This window comes from Streptomyces sp. NPDC059355 (assembly GCF_042752335.1).
Classification (GTDB): domain Bacteria; phylum Actinomycetota; class Actinomycetes; order Streptomycetales; family Streptomycetaceae; genus Streptomyces.
The window spans coordinates 1-23,435 of record NZ_JBHYXN010000047.1; the positions used below are offsets into that span (position 1 = coordinate 1).

Here is a 23,435-nt window from a genome sequence, read left to right on the forward strand (position 1 = left end):
GTCGGAATATGACCGACTGACCACTGCGTCCTCGCTGTGTAATTGCCTGCAAGCATCACCCGAAGGCGACCTCACAGGTCTTTTTCAAAGGAACCTCATCCACCGAAGTGGACGGGGTATCAACTTTTGGCGTTGATTTTTGGCACGCTGTTGAGTTCTCAAGGAACGGACGCTTCCTTTGTACTCACCCTCTCGGGCTTTCCTCCGGGCTTTCGCTCTTCGTTCTTGCGTTTCCGACTCTATCAGAGTCAGTTCCGCTTGCTTTCCGGGGTCTTCGCTTTCGCGCTTTCCCTTTCCGGCGATTCCAACCTTACCAGATTCTTTCCGCTCCGTTTCCGGAGTGGAATTGAATTCGGTGGCCGTTGGAGGGCCTTTCCCTTTCGGGTGGACCAGACTTTATCAGGTTTCCCTGGTCTCGAATCCCACCCGCCCGCACATGACACGTGCGGGCACACGTGTGTGCCCGGGTGTTGTGCGAGGTGGAGACGTAAACGTACTGGAGCGGGGCCCCGGATGCAAATCCGGTTGCCCCGCTCCGGTGACGGCGCTACGGCGAGGCTCAGACCTCGACGACGACCGGGAGGATCATCGGGCGGCGGCGGTAGCCGTCCGAGACCCACTTGCCCATGGTCCGGCGGATGAGCTGCTGGATCTGGTGCGGTTCCGCGACGCCGTCGGCGGCGGCGCGGGCGATGGCTTCCTCGATCTTCACCATGACGGACCCGAAGGCGGAGTCCTCGATGCCGGAGCCGCGGGCCTGGATGTTCGGGCCGCTGACGACCTTGCCGGTGGTGCTGTCCACCACCACGTAGACCGAGATGATGCCCTCGTCACCGAGGATCCGGCGGTCCTTCAGCGAGGCCTCCGTGACGTCGCCGACCGACAGGCCGTCCACGTACACGTACCCCGCCTGGACCTTGCCGGAGATCCGGGCCTTGCCGTCGATCAGGTCGACGACCACGCCGTCCTCGGCGATGACGATGCGGTCCTTCGGGACGCCCGTCATGGCACCGAGCTCGGCGTTGGCCCGCAGGTGGCGCCATTCGCCGTGGACCGGCATGAGGTTCCGCGGCTTGCAGATGTTGTAGAAGTACAGCAGCTCGCCAGCGGAGGCGTGGCCGGAGACGTGCACCTTGGCGTTGCCCTTGTGCACGACGTTGGCGCCCCAGCGGGTCAGGCCGTTGATCACGCGGTAGACCGCGTTCTCGTTGCCCGGGATCAGCGACGACGCGAGGATCACCGTGTCGCCGGGGACGATCCGGATCTGGTGGTCGCGGTTGGCCATGCGGGACAGGGCAGCCATCGGCTCGCCCTGGGAGCCCGTACAGACCAGCACGACCTCGTCGTCCGGCAGGTCGTCGAGGGTCTTGACGTCGACGACGAGGCCGGCCGGGACGCGCAGGTAGCCCAGGTCACGGGCGATGCCCATGTTGCGGACCATGGAGCGGCCGACGAAGGCGACCCTGCGGCCGTACTCGTGGGCGGCGTCCAGGATCTGCTGGATGCGGTGGACGTGGCTCGCGAAGGAGGCCACGATGATCCGCTTCTGCGCGCTCGCGAAGACGCCGCGGATGGCGTTCGAGATGTCGCGCTCCGGCGGGACGAAGCCCGGGACCTCGGCGTTCGTCGAGTCGGAGAGGAGGAGGTCGATGCCCTCCTCGCTCAGACGCGCGAAGGCGTGGAGGTCGGTCAGGCGGTTGTCCAGCGGGAGCTGGTCCATCTTGAAGTCGCCGGTGCAGACGACCATGCCCGCGCCGGTGCGGATGGCGACGGCCAGGGCGTCCGGGATGGAGTGGTTGACCGCGATGAACTCGCAGTCGAAGGGGCCGAGGTTCTCGCGCTCGCCTTCCTTCACCTCGAGGGTGTAGGGGCGGATGCGGTGCTCCTGGAGCTTCGCCTCGATGAGGGCCAGCGTCAGCTTGGATCCGATCAGCGGGATGTCCGGCTTCTCCCGGAGGAGGTACGGGACGGCGCCGATGTGGTCCTCGTGGCCGTGCGTGAGGACGATGCCCTCGATGTCGTCGAGCCGGTCCCGGATGGACGAGAAGTCCGGCAGGATCAGGTCGATGCCCGGCTGCTCCTCCTCGGGGAAGAGAACGCCGCAGTCGACGATCAGCAGGCGGCCGTCGAACTCGAAGACGGTCATGTTGCGGCCGATCTCGCCGAGACCGCCCAGGGGGGTGACCCGGAGGCCGCCCTTGGGGAGCTTCGGCGGCGGGCCGAGTTCAGGGTGCGGATGGCTCAAAAGTATCTCCTCACCACACACGCCACGTACCTCGTCGTAAGGCACGTGGCGCGCATGTCATTCGTGCACTTGCATTCGTCTGTTGTGTTCGTCTTGCTTATTCAGTTGTGAAGTCTGGTGTCAGAGCTCTACCCCGCCGGCGGCAAGATCGATCTTGAGCTGGGCCGTCTCTTCGGCCGTCAGGTCGACCAGCGGGAGGCGCAGCGGGCCCGCGGGCAGGCCCTGCAGGTTCAGCGCGCCCTTGGTGGTGATCACACCCTGCGTGCGGAACATACCGGTGAAGACGGGCAGCAGCTTCTGGTGGATCTCGGTGGCCTTCTGGACGTCGCCGCCCAGGTGGGCTTCGAGCATCGCGCGGAGCTCGGGGCTGACCACGTGGCCGACCACGGAGACGAAGCCGACGGCGCCGACGGACAGCAGCGGCAGGTTCAGCATGTCGTCGCCGGAGTACCAGGCGAGTCCGCTCTGGGCGATGGCCCAGCTGGCACGGCCGAGGTCGCCCTTGGCGTCCTTGTTGGCCACGATACGGGGGTGCTCGGCGAGCCTCACCAGGGTTTCGGTGTTGATCGGGACACCGCTGCGGCCGGGGATGTCGTAGAGCATCACCGGAAGCTCGGTGGCGTCGGCGATCGCCGTGAAGTGCCGGAAGAGGCCCTCCTGCGGCGGCTTGCTGTAGTACGGGGTCACCGCGAGCAGGCCGTGGGCGCCGGTGCGCTCGGCCTGGCGGGCGAGCTCCAGGGTGTGGCGGGTGTCGTTGGTGCCGATGCCGGCGACGACGTGGGCCCGGTCGCCGACCGCTTCGAGGACGGCTCGTACGAGGTCGTTTTTCTCCGCGTCGGTGGTGGTCGGGGACTCACCGGTGGTCCCGTTGACGATCAGGCCGTCGTTGCCTGCGTCCACCAGGTGGACGGCGAGCCGCTGCGCGCCGTCGAGGTCGAGTGCGCCATCCGCCGTGAACGGCGTGATCATGGCGGTGAGGACCCGCCCGAAGGGGGTCTGCGGAGTCGAGATCGGAGCCATGGGTAACACGCTACTCGCTGCCATGCTCACGTTGTCCCCTCGGGGGACGTCAAGAGGGTGTGGCTCCCGGCACTGGCCGGGAGGGTTGTTGGATCCCGGCACTGCCTGCTCGGGGGTTCAAGCAGTGCCGGGTCCGTTTGATCAGCCTAGATGAACTTTACGAAACGTGGCAATACGGACACTTCGGACTTGACTCCGCACATCCGTACGCGATGGGCTCATCCGTCCCCATCGGGCCGTACCGGCCCTTACGGGGCGACCCGTCCGTTGGCGTTGTACGCGGCGTACGTGAGCGGCATGAGCGAGGCCCAGTGCCGCTCCATCTTCTCGCCGACCATCTCGATCTCCCGCTGCGGGAAGGACGGGGTGGTCGCGAGCTCGTGCTGCGTGCGCAGGCCGAGGAAGTGCATGAGGGAGCGCGCGTTGCAGGTGGCGTACATCGAGGAGAAAAGTCCGACCGGCAGGACCGAACGGGCAACCTCCCGTGCCACGCCCGCCGCCAGCATCTCCTGGTAGGCCTCGTAGGCCTGACGGTACGAGTCCTCCATGACCCGGCCCGTCAGTTCCTGCTGGGCCGCTGTGCCCTCGACGAAGACGTACTTGCCCGGACGGCCCTGCTGGACGAGCTTGCGCTCGGCGTCGGGGACGTAGAAGACCGGCTCGAGCTCCCTGTAGCGGCCCGATTCCTCGTTGTAGGACCAGCCGACGCGGTGCCGCATGAACTCCCGGAACACGAAGATCGGGGCGCTGATGAAGAAGGTCATCGAGTTGTGCTCGAACGGGCTGCCGTGCCGGTCGCGCATCAGGTAGTTGATGAGGCCCTTGGAGCGCTCCGGGTCCTTCTGGAGCTCCTCGAGCGACTGCTCGCCGGCCGTGGAGACACGGGCGGCCCACAGCACGTCGGAGTCGGCGGCGGAGTGCTTCACCAGCTCCACCGTCACATCACTGCGGAAGCTGGGTTTCAGGTCTGAAGCGGCGGTCTCGCTCACCGGGGGTCCTTCCGAACGACTCTCTTGGGGCGCGCCCACTCTACGGCGCGGCTCGCGGCTCGACGCGCAGCTCTACGGCCGGCTCCGGGGGCGACCCGGTCACCCTTTCGGCTGATGCCCGGCCATAAAATTTGGTTAATGTCCCGAATTCCGGCACCGATTGGGCGGTTCGTACGTCTTTCCCAGTACACGCCACACGCATCCGTCATCACCGCCCCCGGGCCCGACCGTGAGGAGAGTCGCTCTATGTTTCGCCGGAGCGAGCCCGTTCCGTTCGCCTTCGTCGCCGAGGCCGACCGCTTCCGCAGCAACGTCACTCCGCCGCCGCGCGAGCGTCTGGGCGTGGCCCAGATGGCCGCCCGTAGTCTGGTCGGGCTGACCGTGGTGGCCGGGCTGGTCGGCTCCCTGCTCTTCGGCATGCCGGCACTGCAGCCCCACCGGGCGCCCGCCAAGTCGCAGCAGTCGGAGGCCTCCGAGGGGCGGTAGCCTCACGGTCAAGCCCAACCGAACGTGCATGTGAGTGAGGTACAGCCGTGCCCCTGCCCTTCTTGACGGCCGACCGCGCGTTCGACGCGCACGAAGACAGTGCCGGCGAGGACGTACTGGCCCACGAGGACCCCGACCGCTGGCGCCGGCCGTACCGGCCGGGGCCCTGGCGGGTGGCCGGCGCCGCGTTGCTGCTCCTGCTGGCAGCGTTCATGCTGCTCGCCACGATGATCATCGCGTTCGCGGGCACCTGGTCCGGAGCCCTCGTCTGCCTGGCCGCCGCGCTCTGCGTGATCGGGTCGGCGCTGCGGATGCTCATGTCGGGCGTCTGGGTGAGCCCCGCGGGGCTGCGCCAGGTGTCCTTCTTCCGGACCCGCTCGATCACCTGGAACGAGATCACCGAGGTCCGTACGGTCCAGCAGCCGGTGCGCTGGCTGGGGCTGCCGCGGACCGTCCAGGGCCAGGCCCTGACGGCGGCCGGGCCCGGCGGTGCGGAGCTGCCGGTGCTGCTGACCGACCACAACGCCGATTTCCTGTCGCGGACCGAGGCGTTCGACCGGGCCGCCGACATGGTCGAGGCCTGGGCCGAGGAGTACCGGACCGTGCCCGCCTGACGCGGACCTCCAGAGCCCTGGAAGCCCGTACGGGATCCGCCGAGGCGGGCCCGTACGGGCTTCCGGGTTCTACGGGTTCTACGCGGCCTGCGGGCCTACTGCCGGGCGGCCTGGCGGCGCGGTCCGCCGTGCAGCGCGATGGCCCGCTGCATGGCCTTGCGGGCCCGCGGGGTGTCGCGGGCGTCGTGGTAGGCCACGGCGAGGCGGAACCAGCTGCGCCAGTCCCCCGGTGCGTCCTCCGTCTCGGCCTTGCGGCGTGCGAAGACCTCGTCGGCGGAGTCGCGCAGGATCCGACCGTACTGGTCCCGCTCCAGCTCGTCGACGGGCAGCCCGCCCTCGGCCTCCAGCTCGGTCGCGAGCTGGTTCGCCCTGGTCACGAACTGGGTGTTCTTCCAGAGGAACCAGACGCCGATGACCGGCAGGATCAGCACCGCGGCACCGAAGACCACGGTCAGTGGGGTGCCCTGCCGGATCAGCAGGACGCCGCGGCTGCCGGCCAGGACGAAGTAGACGACCAGGACGGCGGCCGTGAGGAAGTAAGTGATCTTCGCGCGCATGGGTACTACTGCCTGCTCATCAGCCGAGGTCGAGGAAGTTTTCCAGGCCGAACGTGAGGCCCGGGTGCTGCACGACGCGCCGCGCGCCGAGCAGGATGCCCGGCATGAAGCTGCTGTGGTGCAGGGAGTCGTGACGGATGGTCAGGGTCTCGCCCTCGCCGCCGAGGAGCACTTCCTGGTGGGCCAGCAGGCCGCGCAGGCGGATCGCGTGCACCGGGACCCCGTCGACGTTCGCGCCGCGCGCGCCGTCGAGGGCGGTGGCGGTGGCGTCGGGCTGCGGGGCGCAGCCGGCCTCGGCGCGGGCGGCCGCGATGAGCTGCGCCGTACGGGTCGCGGTGCCGGAGGGGGCGTCGACCTTGTTGGGGTGGTGGAGCTCGACGACCTCGACGGACTCGAAGTAGCGGGCGGCCTGGGCGGCGAACTTCATGGTGAGGACGGCGCCGATGGAGAAGTTCGGGGCGATGAGCACACCGGTCCGCGGGGAGCCGGCCAGCCAGGTGTCCAGCCGGCCGAGGCGCTCCTCGTTCCAGCCGGTGGTGCCGACGACCGCGTGGATGCCGTGGCCGATGAGGAAGTCGAGGTTCCCCATGACCGAATCGGGGGTGGTCAGCTCGACCGCGACCTGCGCGCCGGCCTCGGCCACCGTCTCCAGTTTGTCGCCGCGGCCGAGGGCGGCCACCAGCTCCATGTCCTCGGCGGCCTCGACGGCCTTGACCGCTTCGGAGCCGATGCGGCCCTGAGCGCCGAGAACCGCTACCCGCAGCTTGCTGCTCATGCTTCTTCGCTTCCTGTCGTACGGGCCGGGCACCGGCCGGCGGCGGCCGGTGCCCGGCCTCGGGGTGTCAGCGTCTCAGGCGACCGCTTCGTCGAGGCGGGCGGCCTGCTTCTCCTTCAGCGGGCCGACCACCGCGAGCGACGGCCGCTGGGCCAGTACGTCGGCGGCGACCGCGCGGACGTCGTCCGGGGTGACGGACGCGATCCGGGCGAGCATGTCGTCGACGGACATCTGGTCGCCCCAGCAGAGCTCGCTCTTGCCGATGCGGTTCATGATCGCGCCGGTGTCCTCCAGGCCGAGGACGGTGGAGCCGGACAGCTGGCCGATGGCCCGCTTGATCTCCTCGTCGGCGAGTCCCTCGGAGACGACCTTGTCGAGCTCGTCGCGGCAGATCCGCAGCACGTCGTGGACCTGGTTGGGGCGGCAGCCCGCGTACACGCCGAAGAGGCCGGTGTCGGCGAAGCCCGAGGTGTACGAGTACACGCTGTAGGCCAGGCCGCGCTTCTCCCGGACCTCCTGGAAGAGGCGGGAGGACATGCCTCCGCCGAGGGCCGTGTTCAGTACGCCGAGCGCCCAGCGGCGCTCGTCGGTGCGGGCCAGGCCCGGCATGCCGAGGACCACGTGGGCCTGCTCGGTCTTGCGGTTGACCAGCTCGACCCGGCCGGAGGTGCGGATGCGCTTGGTGCCGCCGCGCGGGCCGATGGGCTCGGCGTCGGTGTGCCCGAGGGCGCCCGCCTTCTCGAAGGCCGCGCGGACCTGGCGTACGACCTTGTTGTGGTCGACGTTGCCGGCCGCGGCCACCACCAGGTGGCGGGGGTCGTAGTGCTTCTTGTAGAAGCGGCGGATCCGGTCGGCGCCCAGGGCGTTGATCGTGTCGACGGTGCCGAGGACGGGGCGGCCCAGCGGGGTGTCCCCGTACATGGTCTGCGCGAACAGGTCGTGGACCATGTCGCCCGGGTCGTCCTCGGTCATCGCGATCTCTTCGAGGATGACGCCGCGCTCGGCGTCGACGTCCTCCTCACGGATCAGCGAGCCGGTGAGCATGTCGCAGACGACGTCGATCGCCAGCGGCAGGTCGGTGTCGAGCACCCGCGCGTAGTAGCAGGTGTACTCCTTCGCCGTGAAGGCGTTCATCTCGCCGCCGACCGCGTCGATCGCGGAGGAGATGTCGAGGGCGCTGCGCTTGTGCGTGCCCTTGAAGAGGAGGTGCTCCAGGTAGTGCGTGGCGCCGTTGAGCGTGGGCGTCTCGTCCCGGGAGCCCACGTGCGCCCAGATGCCGAAGGTGGCGGAGCGGACCGAGGGCAGTGTCTCCGTGACGATGCGCAGTCCGCCGGGGAGGAGCGTGCGCCGGACGGTGCCGATGCCGTTCTCGCCCTTGAGGAGGGTTTGGGTACGGGCGACGGCCCGCCCCTCCGAAGAGGGGCGGGCCGTCACACGGGAACTACGCGACGTCACTTGTCGGAGTCGTCCTTGTCAGCATCGTCGCCGGCGGCCTCGCCGTCGATCACGGGGACCAGCGAGAGCTTGCCGCGCTGGTCGATCTCGGCGATCTCGACCTGGACCTTGGTGCCGACCGCGAGCACGTCCTCGACGTTCTCCACGCGCTTGCCACCGGCGAGCTTGCGGATCTGCGAGATGTGCAGCAGGCCGTCCTTGCCCGGCATGAGGGAGACGAAGGCACCGAAGGTGGTGGTCTTGACGACCGTACCCAGGTAGCGCTCGCCGACCTCCGGCATGGTCGGGTTGGCGATCGAGTTGATCGTGGCGCGGGCGGCCTCGGCCGCCGGGCCGTCGGAGGCACCGATGTAGATGGTGCCGTCGTCCTCGATCGTGATCTCGGCGCCGGTGTCCTCCTGGATCTGGTTGATCATCTTGCCCTTGGGGCCGATGACCTCACCGATCTTGTCCACGGGGATCTTGACCGTGATGATCCGCGGGGCGAACGGGGACATGGCGTCCGGCGTGTCGATCGCTTCCATCATCACGTCGAGGATGTGGAGGCGGGCGTCGCGGGCCTGCTTGAGGGCGGCGGCCAGGACCGAGGCCGGGATGCCGTCGAGCTTGGTGTCCAGCTGGAGCGCGGTGACGAACTCCTTGGTGCCGGCGACCTTGAAGTCCATGTCGCCGAAGGCGTCCTCCGCACCGAGGATGTCGGTGAGGGCGACGTAGTGCGTCTTGCCGTCGATCTCCTGGGAGATCAGGCCCATGGCGATGCCGGCGACGGGGGCCTTGAGGGGCACACCGGCGTTCAGCAGCGACATGGTGGAGGCGCAGACCGAGCCCATGGACGTCGAACCGTTGGAGCCGAGGGCCTCGGACACCTGGCGGATCGCGTACGGGAACTCCTCGCGGGTCGGCAGGACCGGCACGATCGCGCGCTCGGCGAGCGCGCCGTGGCCGATCTCGCGGCGCTTGGGCGAGCCCACGCGGCCGGTCTCACCGACGGAGTACGGCGGGAAGTTGTAGTTGTGCATGTAGCGCTTGCGGGTCACCGGGGAGAGGGTGTCCAGCTGCTGCTCCATACGGAGCATGTTGAGGGTGGTGACGCCCAGGATCTGGGTCTCGCCACGCTCGAAGAGCGCCGAGCCGTGCACGCGCGGGATGGCCTCGACCTCGGCGGCGAGGGTACGGATGTCCGTGATCCCGCGGCCGTCGATGCGGACCTTGTCCTTGATGACGCGCTCGCGCACCAGGGCCTTGGTCAGGCTGCGGTAGGCGGCGGAGATCTCCTTCTCGCGGCCCTCGAAGGCCGGGAGGAGCTTCTCGGCGGCGATGTCCTTGACGCGGTCGAGCTCGGCCTCGCGGTCCTGCTTGCCCGCAATGGTCAGCGCCTTGGCGAGGTCGCCCTTGACGGCGGCCGCGAGGGCCTCGTACACGTCGTCCTGGTAGTCCAGGAAGACCGGGAACTCGCCCTCGGGCTTGGCGGCCTTGGCCGCCAGGTCCGCCTGGGCCTTGCAGAGGGCCTTGATGAAGGGCTTCGAGGCGTCGAGGCCGGCGGCCACGATCTCCTCGGTCGGCGCCTCGGCGCCGCCCTTGACGAGGGCGATGGTCTTGTCGGTGGCCTCGGCCTCGACCATCATGATCGCGACGTCGCCGTCCTCCAGGACGCGGCCCGCGACGACCATGTCGAAGACGGCGTCCTCGAGCTCGGTGTGCGTCGGGAAGGCCACCCACTGGCCGCGGATCAGCGCGACGCGGACGCCGCCGATCGGGCCGGAGAAGGGCAGGCCGGCCAGCTGCGTGGACGCGGACGCGGCGTTGATCGCGATGACGTCGTACAGGTGGTCCGGGTTGAGCGCCATGATGGTGGCGACGACCTGGATCTCGTTGCGCAGGCCCTTCTTGAAGGACGGGCGCAGCGGGCGGTCGATCAGGCGGCAGGTGAGGATCGCGTCCTCGGAGGGGCGGCCCTCGCGGCGGAAGAAGGATCCGGGGATCTTGCCGGCCGCGTACTGGCGCTCCTCGACGTCCACCGTCAGGGGGAAGAAGTCGAGCTGGTCCTTGGGCTTCTTCGACGCGGTGGTGGCGGAAAGCACCATCGTGTCGTCGTCCAGGTAGGCAACGGCGGAGCCGGCGGCCTGGCGGGCCAGACGGCCCGTCTCGAAGCGGATGGTGCGGGTGCCGAAGGAACCGTTGTCAATGACGGCCTCGGCGTAGTGGGTCTCGTTCTCCACTAGCGTTTTCTCCATTTTCGTCGTCTCCGTCCGCTGCCCGTGTGGCTGCGGACGGTTGCGGAGAAGCGCTCCTTGCGTGCGGGCCGGTCTTCGATCGAAGTACCCGGTTCGGTGCCCGTGGGGCATTCCGGGTACCACTACCGAGGACCGGCGGCCTGGGAGGGCGCTCCTCCTCTTCAGTTGTGCACGTGGTTCGCCATGCACGTGCGTCCAGACTACAAAGCGTCCGGTACGTCCCGCACGTAGAGCGTCAGCACGTACAGCAAAGGGAGCGGCCCCCTCAGTGTGGGAACCGCTCCCTTCACAGCGTCTTTACTTGACGCCGGCCGCACCGCGGCGGATGCCGAGGCGCTCGACCAGCGCGCGGAAGCGCTGGATGTCCTTCTTGGCCAGGTACTGCAGCAGGCGGCGACGCTGGCCGACCAGGATCAGCAGACCACGACGGGAGTGGTGGTCGTGCTTGTGGGTCTTGAGGTGCTCGGTCAGGTCCGAGATGCGCTTGGACAGCATGGCGACCTGGACCTCGGGGGAGCCGGTGTCGCCCTCCTTGGCACCAAACTCGGCGATGATCTGCTTCTTCGTAGCGGCGTCGAGCGACACGCGTACTCCTCGTATAGGTCTTCGTAGCCACCGAGTGCCCCAGGTCGAATTCTCTGGGGATCTTCCGTAACTCGGGAGGCGGGGTCCGCTGAGCGCAGCCTCCAGAGGATTTCCGGGGGCGCGTACACAAACGGCCGTCACACAGCGTACCAGGCTGCCGCACGGCCCCTGTCTCAGCTGGTGAGAGCGCGGGCCCGGGCGTACACGTCCAGCACGGCGAGGGCCAGCGGGACAAGACTGAGCAGTACTGCCGCCTCGGTGAGGTCGAGCAGCCGTCCCCAGAAGGGTGACAGGCCCTTGCGCGGGATGACAAGCGCAATTCCCGCGAGGAGGGCCGCGCCGGCGGCGACGGCCGCGGAGAGCCAGATCGTACGGAGGTCCAGGCCGCCGCGGTCGTGGTACTGGACGAGCTCGCGGACCAGGTCGGCCGGCGGGTGCAGGGCCAGGCCCAGGATCAGCAGGGCGATGGCGGCCAGGCCGGCGACCAGGGTGCACACGACCTGGGAGGTGTACCGGAAGAGCCGGGCGCGCAGCAGCATGGCCAGCCCGGTGGTCAGCGCCAGGAGCCGGCCCCAGGTGTTGTCGGAGAAGCCGAGTACGGCGGCGGAGCCGACGGCGATCGCGGCGCAGCCGCCGACCAGGCCGAGCAGCATCTCGTGGCCGCGGCGGGCCTGGGCGGCGATGGCCTCGGCGTCGAGCGGGGCGCCCGGGTCGTGCTGCTCGGCGGAGGAGTCGGCGTACGGCTCGCTCTCGTACCGGTCGGGGGTCCCTGCGTGGTCGACGTACTCGTCGGCGGCGCTCTGCGGGGCGGCGTAGCCGATGGGCAGCCGGGCGAAGCGGGCGGAGAGGCCGGGCAGGAAGGCGACGAGGCCGATGGCGACGGGGGCGCAGACGGCGGCGGTCGCGGTGGCGGAGGCCTCGGTGACGATGGCGACGAAGGTGGCCAGGGTGCCGGTGGCGCCGAGGAAGGTGGCCGCGACGAAGGGGGCGTCCCCGTTCGGGGTGAGCGCGACCAGGGCGACGGAGGCGACGAGCACGCAGACGCAGCCGAGCAGGAACTGGAGCCGGCCGGGTCCCTCGCCCGCGCCGGCGGCGACGATGCCGGAGCCGGCGATCAGCAGGAGCGGGAGGGCGCCGAGGCCGAGGGCGACGGCGGAGCCGCGGTCGCGGTAGACCCCGGCGCGCACGCCGGCGGCGGCGGTCAGGAGCACGCCCGCGGCGCCGGCGATGATGCCGGGCAGGCCGTGCATGTCGTGGCGGACCGGGTCGGCGTACCAGAGGACGAAGCCGAGCAGGACGAGCAGCAGGGCGGCGCCGATCAGGCCCGCGCCGCGCAGCATGTCGTCGCTCCAGCGGTGGCGGTCGCGGACGACGGCGGAGGCGACGGCGTCGGAGACGTCGTCGAAGACGGCGGGCGGCAGCGAGTCGGCGAACGGGCGCAGGCTCAGCACCTCGCCGTCGAGGACCTGCTGGGCGGCGAGCGTGCGGGCGCCGTCGAGGACGGTGCCGTCGCGGCGGACCAGGTGGAAGCCGGTGGGGGCGCCGACGGGCTGGGTCTGGCCGGTGAGGCGCAGCAGTTCGGGATAGACGTCGGCGACGGCGATGTCCTCGGGGAGGGCGACGTCGATGCGGCTGTCGGGAGCCACGACGGTGACCCTGCAGAAGCCCGTCGTTGCGGCCGTACTCACCTGTGTGACCCCCTGGTTGGCGAAGCGGGTGCATGCACCTCTGCCGTGGATTCGCCGTGGATTCGCCGTGGATTCGCGGATGCGCATGCTGCGCGGGTCACCCTACCGGGCGTATGAGTGACTGTCGGCAAGTAGGATCACCGTCGCGCAGGGGAGACCCCCTTCGCGCCCGGGACTTGGGGGCGCCGGTAGCGACGTCCCGTCCGTTTTCGAGGGATTGATGCTCCGGTGAGTCAGATCGTCGTCAAACGCCCGCCGCGGTCCTTGCCGCCCGAAGTCCCTTCGGACGAGCTGAGACTGGAGGCTCCGCCGGAGCTTCCCCGCGGGCAGCAGGAGGGCATGCTGATGCAGCTCCTGCCGATGCTCGGCATGGGCTCGTCGGTCGTCTTCTTCTTCATGCCGGGTGCGGCGCCCTTCATGCGCATCATGGGTGTGCTGATGCTGGTGTCCACGGTGGGCATGGTCCTGGCCCAGCTGGTGCGCCACCGGCGCGGTACGCAGGGGCAAATGGCCGATGTCCGACGGGACTACCTGAAATACCTCGCTCAGACCCGCCGTCAGGTCCGCAGGACCGCTCGGGCGCAGCGCGACGCGCAGCTGTATCTGCACCCGGCCCCCGAGCAGTTGTGGTCGGTGGTGGCCGAGGGCTCGCGGCTGTGGGAGCGGCGCGTCGGCGACGAGGACTTCGGGCAGGCCCGGCTCGGGCTGGGCGCGCAGCGTCTCGCGACTCCGCTGGTGGCGCCGGACACGGCTCCGGTGGACGAACTGGAGCCCCTGACGGCGGGCGCGATGCAGCGCTTCCTCAAGGTGCACTCCTCGCTGGACGGGCTGCCGGTGGCGGTGTCACTGCGGGCGTTCTACCACGTGACGGTGTCCGGTGAGCCGGAGTCGGCGCGCGGGGCGGCGCGGGCGCTGGTGGCGCAGCTGGCGACGCTGCACTCCCCCGAGGACCTGGTGGTGGCCGTGGTGGCCGCGCCCGGTGCGGTGCCGTCCTGGGACTGGACGAAGTGGCTGCCGCACACGCAGGTGCCCGGGCAGGTCGACGGGGCCGGTACGAAGCGGCTGTTCAGCGATGACCTGACCGAGCTGGAGGGGCTGCTGGCGCCCCGGCTGGAGGGCCGGCCGCGGTTCAGCCGGGACGTGTCCCCGGTGCTGGACCAGCCGCACCTGGTCGTCGTACTGGACGCCAACTCGCGCGGTGGTCTGGTGCCGCCGGACTCGGCGTTCGCGGCGGCCGAGGGGCTGCAGGGCGTGACCATCGTCGAGGTGGTCGCGGGCGAGCTGGACGAGCCGCGCGGCGGACTGTCGGTCGTGGTGCGGCCGGGCCGGCTGCGGCTGGAGTCGGGCGCGGGGATCGCGTACGAGGGCGTGCCGGACACGCTGTCGCTGCCGGCGGCGGAAGCGCTCGCGCGGCAGCTGGCGCCGCTGCGCACGGGCGGCGGGGACGACGACGAACCGCTGCTGGCCAACCTGGACTTCACGGACCTGCTGAACCTGGGTGACGCGGCCTCGATCGACGTGGCCCGGACCTGGCGGCCGCGTTCGGCCGGTGAGCGGCTGCGCGTGCCGATCGGCGTCGGCGAGGGCGGCGCGCCGGTCATGCTGGACCTGAAGGAGGCAGCGCAGGAGGGCATGGGCCCGCACGGCCTGTGCGTGGGCGCGACCGGTTCCGGCAAGTCGGAGCTGCTGCGCACCCTGGTGCTGGGCCTGGCGGTCACGCACACCTCGGAGACGCTGAACTTCGTGCTCGCCGACTTCAAGGGCGGTGCGACCTTCACGGGCATGGGGCAGATGCCGCACGTGGCCGCGGTCATCACCAACCTGGCGGACGACCTCACCCTCGTGGACCGCATGGGCGACTCGATCCGCGGTGAGCTGCAGCGCCGGCAGGAGCTGCTGCGCTCGGCGGGCAACTACGCGAACATCCACGACTACGAGAAGGCGCGCGCCGCGGGCGCCCCGCTGGAGCCGCTGGCCTCGCTGGTGCTCGTCATCGACGAGTTCAGCGAGCTGCTGACCGCGAAGCCCGACTTCATCGACATGTTCATCCAGATCGGCCGCATCGGCCGTTCGCTGGGCGTGCACCTGCTGCTGGCCTCGCAGCGCCTGGAGGAGGGCAAGCTGCGCGGGCTGGACACGTACCTGTCGTACCGGATCGGTCTGCGGACCTTCTCGGCGGCGGAGTCGCGGACCGCGATCGGCGTGCCGGACGCGTACCACCTCCCGTCGGTGCCGGGTTCGGGCTACCTGAAGTTCGGTACGGACGAGATGACGCGCTTCAAGGCGGCGTACGTCTCGGGCACCTACCGCTCGGGCGGGCCGGACCTGTCGGTCGGGCTGTTCCCGGTGGAGCGGCGCCCCGCGCTGTTCACGGCGACGCCGGTGCCGGTCGTGTACGCGGCTCCGGACCCGGCGTACCTGGCGGCGCAGTCGCAGCGGGAGGACGACGCGCTCGCGGACACGGTGCTGGACGTGATCGTGGGCCGGCTGGAGGGGCAGGGGGTGCCGGCGCACCAGGTGTGGCTGCCGCCGCTCGACCAGGCCCCGCCGCTGGACCAGCTGCTGCCGGCGCTGGCGCCTTCGGCGGAGCGGGGGCTGCACGCGGAGGGGTACACGCGGCCCGGCGGGCTCGTCGTACCGCTCGGCCTCATCGACAAGCCGTTCGAGCAGCGGCGCGAGGTGCTGTACCGGGACTTCTCGGGTGCGGCGGGCCACATGATGGTGGTCGGCGGCCCGCAGTCGGGCAAGTCGACGCTGATGCGGACGCTGATCTCCTCGTTCGCACTGACGCACACCCCGCGCGAGGTGCAGTTCTACGGGCTCGACTTCGGCGGCGGCAGCATGTCGTCGATCGCCGAGCTGCCGCACGTGGGCGGGATCGCCTCGCGCCTGGACCCGGAGCGGGTGCGGCGCACGGTCGCGGAGGTGGGGGGCATCCTCAACCGCCGCGAGGAGTTCTTCCGCGCGAACAACGTCGACTCGATCGGCACGTACCGGCGGCGGCGCGCGGCGGGCGACCTGCCCGGCGAGGCGTGGGGCGACGTGTTCCTCGTCATCGACGGCTGGGGCGGCTTCCGGACCGAGTACGAGGGCCTGGAGCCGGTGGTCACGGACATCGCCTCGCGGGGTCTGGGCTACGGCATCCACGTGGTGATCACGGCGGCGCGGTACATGGAGGTGCGGGCCGCGCTCAAGGACCAGATGCTGAACCGGCTGGAGCTGCGGCTCGGCGACGTCATGGACTCCGAGTTCGACCGCAAGGTCGCGGCGAACGTGCCGACGGGCATGCCCGGTCGCGGCCAGGTCGCGGAGAAGCTGCACTTCCTGGGGGCGCTGCCGCGGATCGACGGCGCGCACGACCCGGAGGAGCTGTCGGAGGCCACCGCCTCGTTCGTGTCGGCGGTGAAGCAGAACTGGGCGGGGGCCGCGGCTCCCGGCGTACGGCTGCTGCCCAGGCTGCTGCACGCCGACCAGCTGCCCCGGGGCGGGGACCAGCCCGGCCGCGGGCTGGCCATCGGCATCGACGAGACGGACCTGGAGCCGGTGTTCGTCGACTTCGAGAGCGACCCGTTCTTCCTGGTGTTCGGTGAGAGCGAGTCCGGCAAGACGAACCTGCTGCGGCTGATCTGCCAGCAGATCGCGGAGCGGTACACCCCGGACCAGGCCCGCCTCGTCGTCGGCGACTACCGGCGCAGCCTGCTCGGGGCGCTGCCGGAGGAGCACCTGCTGGAGTACGCGCCGATGGCGAGCTCGCTGCAGACGCACATGGAGGCGCTGGGCGGGGTGTTCTCCCGTCGGCAGCCGCCGACGGACGTCACTCCGCAGCAGCTGCGCGATCGCAGCTGGTGGACGGGCCCGGACGTGTTCATCGTCATCGACGACTACGACCTGGTGGCCACCAGCCAGGGCAATCCGCTGGCCCCGCTGGTGGAGTACCTGCCGTTCGCACGCGACACGGGGGTCCGCTTCATCATCGCGCGCAACTCGGCGGGCGCCTCGCGTTCGATGTACGAGCCGTTCATGCAGCGCTTCAAGGAGCTCGGCGCGCAGGGCGTGGTCCTGTCGGGCGATCCGTCCGAGGGAGACCTGATCGGCAACGTCCGCCCCCGCCCGATGCCCCCGGGCCGCGCGTACTTCTCCTCGCGCAAGCGCGGCACGTCCCTGGTCCAGCTGGGCCGCCTGCCGGGCGCGTAGGGACGGAGCAGCGGCACCGACACGGAGCGGGGCCCGGCCGGCGGCCGGGCCCCGCTTTCTCGTGATCGACGGGAAAGACTCCCCCGCGGCGGGCCGGAGCGCCGATAATCGGGAGGGAAGACCGCGGGAGCACCGCACCGCCGAGGGAAAGGCCGCACATGGGCACTCAGCAGGAGAAGGACGAGCTGTACGCGCTCGACATCAGCGGCGTCGAGTGGGAGGGCCCCCCGGGGTCCAGCCCCGACGAGGAGCGGGTCGAGATCGCGCGGCTGCCCGAGGGTGCGGTGGCCATGCGCTCCTCGCTCGACCGGGACACCGTCCTGCGCTACACGGCGGCCGAGTGGGAGGCCTTCGTGCTCGGGGCCAGGGACGGGGAGTTCGACCTCGACCGCGGACCGCGCTGAGGACCGTACGGCGGAATCGCACGAAGGGGCGCGCCCGGTCGGGCGCGCCCCTTCGTCATGCGGCTGTGGCCGACCGGGCTCAGTAGGCCTCGGTGAACAGGCGCGAGGCCTTCACGTCGGTGGCGCGGTAGTCGCCCTTGCCGCGCTCGATCAGCGTGGCGACCTGCTCCAGCTGCTTGTGCATGTGGTCGGCCTTGCCCTTGTACTTCCCCTGGAGGGTGACGTAGGCCTGGTGCGCCTCACCGTCCCAGGTGTCCGTGACGACCTTGAGGGCCTGGTCCATGTCCTCCAGGTCCGTCATGATCTTCTTCGAGACGACGCGGATGCGGTTCGCCATCTCCTGGACGCTCTCATACCGGACCTTGGTGTGCCCGCTGTCACCGGACATGTTGTGCTCCTTCGCGCTGAGTTGAGTGGGAACGACGTGACGGTGTGAGACCCGGGCGGCAGGTCAGATGCCGTTGAGGCCCGAGCCGCCCTGGCCGGCGCCGGCCTGGACCGTCTTGAACGCCGCGCGCACGTCGTCGTCCTGCGCGTTGCTGAGGTTCTTGGTCTGCGCGACCGCGTTGTGCAGCACCCCGAGCAGACGACGGATCTCGTCGTGGTCCTCGTTGACGACCGTCTGGGCGGAGACGAAGCCCGAGGCACCCACACCGGTCCAGCCGGCGCTCACCGTGGCGAGGATGTCGGCCAGCTCACGGGACTGGGTGGTGACGGCGCGGGCCGTCGTCTCGATCTTGTTCTTCGCCTGGACGATCGGATCGTCTGCGAGTCCGAAATTGCTCATCCGAAGCTCCTCACTTCTCAATTCGCCGGCATAACCGGCGGATTGCGCAGCGGAAGGGAGGTTCCGGGCGCGGATGCGAGTCACGCGCCGCCGGAAATCCCCTCCGCCTCACGCGATCCCCCGATCACAGTCGTGAAGCCTGGTGTCACTCTAGCCAGTTCATCTGACAGCCCCAACACCGGTGGGCCGCTACCGTTGATGAACTGTGACGGTTCACTGCAAACGGCCCCGGCGCTTGCGGGCGTCGCGGACCACCGTCGCCGTGCCCGCGATGACCGCGATCAGCACGCCCGCGATGCCGAGAGCGTACGTGCCGAACCGCTCCTCGCGCTCTTGCGCCGTCTCGGTCATCCGCAGCGCCGCCGCCTCGGGCGCGGCCGCCGGGGGCGGCCCGGGGTCCGGGACCGGGGCCTTGGGTGCCTCGTGGTCCTGGGTGACCGCGCGGACCGGGTCGACGACTCCCCATCCGACGTAGTCGTCACGGCCGTTGACCGAGCGCTCGGCGGTCCCCTGGATCTGCCAGATGATCTGCTGCGGGGTCCAGTCCTCGTGCTTGGCGCGCAGCAGGGCGGCGACCCCGGCGACGTACGGGGCCGAGAAGCTGGTGCCGTTGTCGATGCACTGGCCGAAGCCGGGGACGGTGGAGACCATGTCCACGCCGGGCGCCGCGACCCCGATGAAGTCTCCGGGCTGGGAGAACGCGGCCCGCTCGTTGTTGCGGTCCGAGGCGGCCACCGCGAGGACGCCGGGGAAGGCCGCCGGGTAGGTCTTGCGCCTCTCGCCGGTCATGCCGTCGTTGCCCGCCGAGGCCACGACCACGACCTTGGCGTCGACGGCCCGCTGGACGGCCTTGCCGAGATCGGAGTCGGCGCTCAGGGGGACGTCGGTGTCCTGGGAGATGTTGATGACCTGGGCGCCCTTGGCCACCGCGTGGTCGATCGCCTGGCCGAGCGAGAGGGCGTTGCCCTTGCCCTGACCGTCGTTCTGCCGGATCGGGATGATCACGGAGTCGGGGGCCAGGCCGACGAAGCCGGTGCCGTCCTGCGGGCGGGCCGCGATCAGCCCGGCGACCTTGGTGCCGTGGCCGACGGTGTCGGTGGTGCCGTCACCGCCCTTGGGGTCGATGAAGTCCTTGCCGGCGCCCACGTCGATGGCGCTGCTGAGCTGCGGGTTCGCCCGGTCGACTCCGGTGTCGATGACCGCGACGCGGACGGGTTTGCCGCTCTTGTCCTTGCCCTTGGTCTGTGCCCAGAGCGCGTCGAGCAGCAGCCGCTGCAGTGCCCAGGGGCGGTCGGCGATCTGCTTCTTCATCGGGAAGGTGCACTCGCCCGCGCCCGCCAGCTCCAGCGGGGTGGCGGCCGGGGTGCGGACGGGGTCCGGGTACGGGGCCGCCGCGGCGGCGCCGGACGTGGCCGTCGTACCCGACAGGGCGGCGACGGCGAGCGCGGCGGTGGCGAGCGCACCGCGCGCGTACGGGGACTTGGGGATCGGCATCGGCGGCTTCCTCACGAACCCTGGGGCTGGCGGGCGGAGTTGGTGTCCAGGCGCGGCCCCTTCGAGAGGAACTCGGACCACGCGATGGGCACCAGGGCCGGGGTGACGGTCCCGTAGCCGAGCCGGATCTGCGCCTGGCTGGCCTCGGGCCGGCCGTCCGCGGTGGCCTGGCCGTTCGGCTGGTCGGGGGCGCCGATCTTCGACTTCTCCGCGTCGCTGTCCCCGTTGGCCTGCACCGCGTACCGCAGGCCGGTGTCGGTGACCAGGAAGAGGGCGCCGCCGGCGGTCGTCTGCTTGCCCTGGACCTGCGTGTAGAGCAGCCCCGAGCCCGGCGTGACGTACGCGCTGGTCCCGCTGGCGGTGATGTCGATGGGGAATCCGGTGCCGACCCACGTGCTCAGCGTCTGGTTGCCCTTGCCGTCGACCGAGCGCAGCACGTTGCAGACGGTGTCGCGCGCGCCGGCGCCCTGCGAAGCCGCGCCCTGCGCACCGGCGGCGTCCGCCGGGGCGGCCGTCATGTTGATCCGGTCGGACTTCTTCTGCGGCCACTTGGCCTCGGCCTTGAACGCCGCGGTGTCCGGGTTGAGGGACTGGAGGTCGACCTCGTGGGGCTTTCCGTGCATGTTGAGGCCGTCGGTCGCGGGAGCCGAGATCAGCAGCCACGCCACGAAGTCGGAGACCGGTGCGACCTTTCCGGGCAGCACGACGTAGTGCTGCGCACCGGAGCCGGTCTGCGCCATCAGCACCATGCCGACCTTGTTGTCGGCGGTGGTCAGGCCCTGGACGTCCGCCTTCGTGCCGGCCGGGACCGGCAGTTGCGGGAAGGCCAGGTCGTCGCCGGAGTTGAGGGTGGCCAGCCACGACTCGGTGACCTGCTGCGGGGTCGCTCCGGTGCTGCCGACCAGCGCGTTGGTCATCTTCCCCGCGTCCGGGCCGGCTTCGGGGAACCTGTACTTCGTCCCCGAGGCGTCGATCAGGTAGCGCTCCTTGGCCCCGCCCGTGCTCTGCACGTACAGCATCTGCGTGTCGGTGACCTTGCGGGCGTCGTCCATCAGCCCCGCCTCGCGGTCGGCGAGGACGAACGTCGCGGTCTGCACGGTGTTGCCGTTGCCGCCCGGCGCCTGGCAGACCGCCCACCGCTTCGCCTTGCCCGCGTCCTGCGGGGCCGGAAGCCGGTCGGGTGCGTAGGGAATGCCGATGATGGGCCCGCGCGGCGGCCTGCCCGCGTCCAGGACCTTGTCGTCGATCTGGATGACCTTGAACTTCTGCGGATCCAGGAGGAGTCGGGCGGAGGCGAGGTTGAGCACCGGGTGCAGCCGGGTCTGGTCCTTGCCGTTCACCTTCGTCGTCAGGACCACGTACCGGGTCGTCGACTGCTTGCCCACGATGACCTTCGTACCGGCCTCGTCCCAGCCCTTGGGGGCCTGCGGCTTGAACATCCCCCACGCACCGAACGCGGCGAGCACGAGCGCCCCCGCCACCAGCCCGGGCAGCACCGCGCGCAGCGGCCGCGGCGCGCCTTCCTCGGAGCCCGTGGCGGAAGGCTGGAGGAACGCGGCCACCGTGCGCCGCTTCGCAAAGGTGTACGCGTTGAGTTCATCACGTCGTGATGCCATGACCGCCTGCTTCTCCCCGCACGGCCCGGTCGGTGAGTACGGTCCCCGGGCCTCGATTGTCGGACCGGGCACCTACTATGCCTCTTGACGGAGGGTGGGTACCGGCCGGGTAGGGTGAGGCCGCCGCTTCCTGCCTTCCGGACCGCGCGAATTCGCGGGTCCTCGGGACATCAGGGCTTGTTGGGGTGGATTGGGGAGATTCCGGGGTCATGCGGCGGGCAGCGTCCGGCTCCGGCACTCACGGGGTACGGCCCCGGGAAGGGGAGGTGGGCGCATGATGGCCACCGCGACGCAGCCGCAGACGGGTGCGCCCGCACCCGCACGCGGCGGGGTGACGCCGTATCCGAAGTCGAGCCCGGGTCGCTTCGGCCCGTTCCGATTGCAACAACTCGTACTGCTCCAGATCGCCGTGGCCGCCCTGCTGGTGGCCTGGGTCGTGGAGCCGATGCTGCTGGTGCCCGCCGGTGTGCTGGCGCTCGCCTTGGTGGTGCTCGCCGTCGTACGCCGCCACCAGCGCTCCCTGCCCGAGTGGCTCGGCGGCGCCCTCGAACTGCGCTCGCGCCGCCGCCGGGCCGCGTCGTTCACGGTGCCCGCGGGCACCGAGCCCGGGCTGGCCCCGCTCGTCGAGGCCGATCCGGCGCTGCGGACCCTCACGTTCAGCGACCGCGACCGGCGGCCCGTCGGGATGGTCGGTGACGGCACGTTCCTGACCGCAGTCGTCCAGGTGGACATGGACGCCACCGCGCTGCGGCCCGACCGCGGCGCGCGGCCGCTGCCGCTCGGGCTCGTACGGGACATCCTCGAAGTCGACGGCATCCGGCTGGAGTCGGCGCAGCTCGTGCAGCACACGCAGCCCGCGCCGGCCCCGCACCTGCCGGCCCAGTCGATGGCCACCCGCAACTACGCGCCGCTCCAGGCCGCCACGGGCACCCCGGCGGTGCGGCTGACGTGGATCGCGCTCAAGCTCGACCCGGAGCTGTGCCCCGAGGCGGTCACCGCGCGCGGCGGCGGCCTCGCGGGCGCGCAGCGCTGTGTGGTGCGGGCGGCCGACCAGTTGGCGAGCCGGCTGACCGGCGCCGGGTTCCGGGCCACCGTGCTCACCGAGCAGGAGCTGACGGGCGCGCTGGCCACCTCCTCGTGCGCGAACCCGATGGCGATCACGCAGGCCGGGCGCACCGCGAGCACCGGCCGGCGGACGGAGGAGACGGCGCGGATCTGGCGCTGCGACGACCGGCGGCACACCACGTACTGGATAGCCCGCTGGCCGCAGCTCGGCGGCGGCGGGGCGGCGTCCCTGCCGCAGTTCGTGGCGCTGCTGACCTCGCTGCCGGCGCTCGCGACGAACTTCAGCCTGACGATGGCCCCGGCGGAGCGCCAGGGCGTGACGCTGACCGGGCACGTACGGGTCACCGGGCGCAGCGACGAGGAGCTCGTCGCGGCCCGCCGGGAACTGGAACGGACGGCCCGCGGCGTGCGCACCGGGCTGGTCCGGCTCGACCGCGAACAGGTACCGGGGCTGCTGGCTTCGCTGCCGCTGGGAGGGGCGCGATGAGGGGCGGCTTCGGGCTGATCGGCCCGCGCCGGGAACGGCACGTGGTCCAGGCGGCGGATCTGGACGGGCTGGCGCTGCCCATCGGGGACGACGGGGTCGTCATCGGCGTGGACGCCGAGGGGCGTCCGGCGGTGCTCGGCATCAACCGGCCGACGCCGTACGAGGTGACGCTGATCGGCGGCCTGTGGACGGCGCAGGTGCTGGCGCTGCGCGCGGCGGCGACCGGTGCGCGGGTCGCGGTGGAGACCGGGCGCGGGCAGGTGTGGTCCGGGCTGGCCCAGGCGGCGGGCGGCGGCCAGCAGTGCGTGACCCTGCACGAGGTGGGCCGGGTGCCGCCGCAGGGCGCGTCGGCGGGCAGCCCGGTGCTGGTGATCCGGGACTGCGGGATGCGGCCGCCGCGCGGGCGCGTGGTGGCGGGGCCGTGGCAGTCGGTGCTGACCCTGCTGCCGTACCTGAGCCCGACGGCGCCGCGGCTGCTGCAGAACTCCTCGCTGGTGGGCGTCCAGCGGGTGTCCCCGGACGAGGCGGAGCAGCTCGGCCGTCTGATGAACCTGCCGCAGGCGGCGGTGGATTCACTGCCGACGCTGGGCGACGGGGTCACCCTGTGGTGCACGCCGCGGGACCGCCAGTTCGTGATGACCCAGGGCACGGAGGCCGAAACCGGACTCCTGGGCCCCTCCCGCCGCATCGACTGAGCCGTATCCGGGGCGAACCCCGGCGAGGGCCGGTGACGGTTGCTC

General features: G+C 70.8%; 19 protein-coding genes. 6 read left to right on the forward strand and 13 right to left on the reverse strand.

What is annotated here, in order from left to right; genetic code table 11:
* Positions 1-559 precede the first annotated feature (559 nt).
* The 3 genes from ACFXGI_RS31905 to thyX all read right to left on the reverse strand — a co-directional run bounded on the left by ACFXGI_RS31905 (position 560) and on the right by thyX (position 4,254).
* Complete coding sequence (locus ACFXGI_RS31905) at positions 560-2,245, reverse strand: ribonuclease J (protein WP_030859731.1); 1,686 nt, start codon at positions 2,243-2,245, stop codon at positions 560-562.
* A gap of 120 nt (positions 2,246-2,365) precedes the next feature.
* On the reverse strand, positions 2,366-3,265 hold the full coding sequence (gene dapA / locus ACFXGI_RS31910; protein ID WP_384714273.1) for a 4-hydroxy-tetrahydrodipicolinate synthase: 900 nt from the start codon (positions 3,263-3,265) through the stop codon (positions 2,366-2,368).
* Between the two features lie 248 nt (positions 3,266-3,513).
* The gene (gene thyX / locus ACFXGI_RS31915; RefSeq protein ID WP_053693203.1) at positions 3,514-4,254 is read right to left on the reverse strand and encodes an FAD-dependent thymidylate synthase; all 741 of its coding nucleotides are present in this window, start codon (positions 4,252-4,254) and stop codon (positions 3,514-3,516) included.
* Positions 4,255-4,500: 246 nt separating this feature from the next.
* Between thyX and ACFXGI_RS31920 the strand changes: the two genes are divergently transcribed.
* Both ACFXGI_RS31920 and ACFXGI_RS31925 read left to right on the forward strand, forming a co-directional pair.
* Positions 4,501-4,740 carry a hypothetical protein gene (locus ACFXGI_RS31920; RefSeq protein WP_384714277.1) on the forward strand — a complete coding sequence of 80 codons (240 nt, stop codon included), beginning with the start codon at positions 4,501-4,503 and terminating at the stop codon, positions 4,738-4,740.
* 47 nt (positions 4,741-4,787) lie between these two features.
* Positions 4,788-5,354 (forward strand): PH domain-containing protein, encoded by a 567-nt coding sequence (locus ACFXGI_RS31925; RefSeq protein WP_384714280.1) that lies wholly within the window; start codon positions 4,788-4,790, stop codon positions 5,352-5,354.
* Between the two features lie 95 nt (positions 5,355-5,449).
* Here ACFXGI_RS31925 and ACFXGI_RS31930 read toward each other — a convergent pair whose 3' ends face one another.
* From ACFXGI_RS31930 to eccD, 6 genes are all read right to left on the reverse strand, one after another.
* Entirely contained in the window at positions 5,450-5,911 is a 462-nt protein-coding gene (locus tag ACFXGI_RS31930) for a hypothetical protein (protein ID WP_384714283.1), read from the reverse strand.
* 19 nt (positions 5,912-5,930) lie between these two features.
* A complete protein-coding gene (dapB, locus tag ACFXGI_RS31935; RefSeq protein ID WP_384714287.1) occupies positions 5,931-6,686 on the reverse strand; it encodes a 4-hydroxy-tetrahydrodipicolinate reductase in 756 nt (251 codons plus the stop codon).
* 75 nt (positions 6,687-6,761) lie between these two features.
* Positions 6,762-8,141: a M16 family metallopeptidase gene (locus ACFXGI_RS31940; protein ID WP_384714290.1), complete on the reverse strand. Its 1,380-nt coding sequence runs from the start codon at positions 8,139-8,141 to the stop codon at positions 6,762-6,764.
* Complete coding sequence (locus ACFXGI_RS31945) at positions 8,138-10,360, reverse strand: polyribonucleotide nucleotidyltransferase (RefSeq protein WP_384714415.1); 2,223 nt, start codon at positions 10,358-10,360, stop codon at positions 8,138-8,140. The genes ACFXGI_RS31940 and ACFXGI_RS31945 overlap by 4 nt, the downstream gene beginning before the upstream one ends.
* Positions 10,361-10,672: 312 nt before the next feature.
* Complete coding sequence (gene rpsO / locus ACFXGI_RS31950) at positions 10,673-10,960, reverse strand: 30S ribosomal protein S15 (RefSeq protein WP_030859744.1); 288 nt, start codon at positions 10,958-10,960, stop codon at positions 10,673-10,675.
* A 173-nt stretch (positions 10,961-11,133) separates the two neighbouring features.
* The gene (eccD, locus tag ACFXGI_RS31955) at positions 11,134-12,648 is read right to left on the reverse strand and encodes a type VII secretion integral membrane protein EccD (RefSeq protein ID WP_384714293.1); all 1,515 of its coding nucleotides are present in this window, start codon (positions 12,646-12,648) and stop codon (positions 11,134-11,136) included.
* 228 nt (positions 12,649-12,876) lie between these two features.
* On the opposite strand from eccD, the gene eccCa reads away from it, so the two are divergent.
* Entirely contained in the window at positions 12,877-16,842 is a 3,966-nt protein-coding gene (eccCa, locus tag ACFXGI_RS31960; RefSeq protein WP_384714296.1) for a type VII secretion protein EccCa, read from the forward strand.
* Positions 16,843-17,000: 158 nt separating this feature from the next.
* Positions 17,001-17,246, forward strand: coding sequence for a DUF397 domain-containing protein (locus ACFXGI_RS31965; RefSeq protein ID WP_030161442.1), 246 nt, complete (start codon positions 17,001-17,003; stop codon positions 17,244-17,246).
* Between the two features lie 79 nt (positions 17,247-17,325).
* On the opposite strand, the gene ACFXGI_RS31970 is transcribed toward ACFXGI_RS31965, so the two are convergent.
* The 4 genes from ACFXGI_RS31970 to eccB form a co-directional block, all read right to left on the reverse strand.
* The gene (locus tag ACFXGI_RS31970; protein ID WP_384714300.1) at positions 17,326-17,634 is read right to left on the reverse strand and encodes a WXG100 family type VII secretion target; all 309 of its coding nucleotides are present in this window, start codon (positions 17,632-17,634) and stop codon (positions 17,326-17,328) included.
* 63 nt (positions 17,635-17,697) lie between these two features.
* Positions 17,698-18,033 (reverse strand): WXG100 family type VII secretion target, encoded by a 336-nt coding sequence (locus ACFXGI_RS31975; RefSeq protein ID WP_030859748.1) that lies wholly within the window; start codon positions 18,031-18,033, stop codon positions 17,698-17,700.
* 213 nt (positions 18,034-18,246) lie between these two features.
* The gene (gene mycP, locus ACFXGI_RS31980) at positions 18,247-19,527 is read right to left on the reverse strand and encodes a type VII secretion-associated serine protease mycosin (protein ID WP_384714303.1); all 1,281 of its coding nucleotides are present in this window, start codon (positions 19,525-19,527) and stop codon (positions 18,247-18,249) included.
* Positions 19,528-19,538: 11 nt separating this feature from the next.
* Positions 19,539-21,143, reverse strand: a complete 1,605-nt coding sequence (eccB, locus tag ACFXGI_RS31985) for a type VII secretion protein EccB (protein WP_384714306.1) — start codon at positions 21,141-21,143, stop codon at positions 19,539-19,541.
* 274 nt (positions 21,144-21,417) lie between these two features.
* On the opposite strand from eccB, the gene eccE reads away from it, so the two are divergent.
* Both eccE and ACFXGI_RS31995 read left to right on the forward strand, forming a co-directional pair.
* Positions 21,418-22,695, forward strand: coding sequence for a type VII secretion protein EccE (gene eccE, locus ACFXGI_RS31990; RefSeq protein WP_384714309.1), 1,278 nt, complete (start codon positions 21,418-21,420; stop codon positions 22,693-22,695).
* Positions 22,692-23,390: a hypothetical protein gene (locus ACFXGI_RS31995; RefSeq protein ID WP_384714312.1), complete on the forward strand. Its 699-nt coding sequence runs from the start codon at positions 22,692-22,694 to the stop codon at positions 23,388-23,390. Before eccE ends, ACFXGI_RS31995 begins: the two co-directional genes overlap by 4 nt.
* Positions 23,391-23,435: the final 45 nt, after the last annotated feature.

Bases quoted from the DNA above. Each gene is read 5' to 3' on its own strand.
- dapA (WP_384714273.1), bottom strand. From the start codon at position 3,265: ATGGCTCCGATCTCGACTCCGCAGACCCCCTTCGGGCGGGTCCTCACC.
- ACFXGI_RS31920 (WP_384714277.1), top strand. From the start codon at position 4,501: ATGTTTCGCCGGAGCGAGCCCGTTCCGTTCGCCTTCGTCGCCGAGGCC.
- ACFXGI_RS31930 (WP_384714283.1), bottom strand. From the start codon at position 5,911: ATGCGCGCGAAGATCACTTACTTCCTCACGGCCGCCGTCCTGGTCGTC.
- dapB (WP_384714287.1), bottom strand. From the start codon at position 6,686: ATGAGCAGCAAGCTGCGGGTAGCGGTTCTCGGCGCTCAGGGCCGCATC.
- ACFXGI_RS31965 (WP_030161442.1), top strand. From the start codon at position 17,001: ATGGGCACTCAGCAGGAGAAGGACGAGCTGTACGCGCTCGACATCAGC.
- ACFXGI_RS31970 (WP_384714300.1), bottom strand. From the start codon at position 17,634: ATGTCCGGTGACAGCGGGCACACCAAGGTCCGGTATGAGAGCGTCCAG.
- ACFXGI_RS31975 (WP_030859748.1), bottom strand. From the start codon at position 18,033: ATGAGCAATTTCGGACTCGCAGACGATCCGATCGTCCAGGCGAAGAAC.
- mycP (WP_384714303.1), bottom strand. From the start codon at position 19,527: ATGCCGATCCCCAAGTCCCCGTACGCGCGCGGTGCGCTCGCCACCGCC.
- eccB (WP_384714306.1), bottom strand. From the start codon at position 21,143: ATGGCATCACGACGTGATGAACTCAACGCGTACACCTTTGCGAAGCGG.
- eccE (WP_384714309.1), top strand. From the start codon at position 21,418: ATGATGGCCACCGCGACGCAGCCGCAGACGGGTGCGCCCGCACCCGCA.
- ACFXGI_RS31995 (WP_384714312.1), top strand. From the start codon at position 22,692: ATGAGGGGCGGCTTCGGGCTGATCGGCCCGCGCCGGGAACGGCACGTG.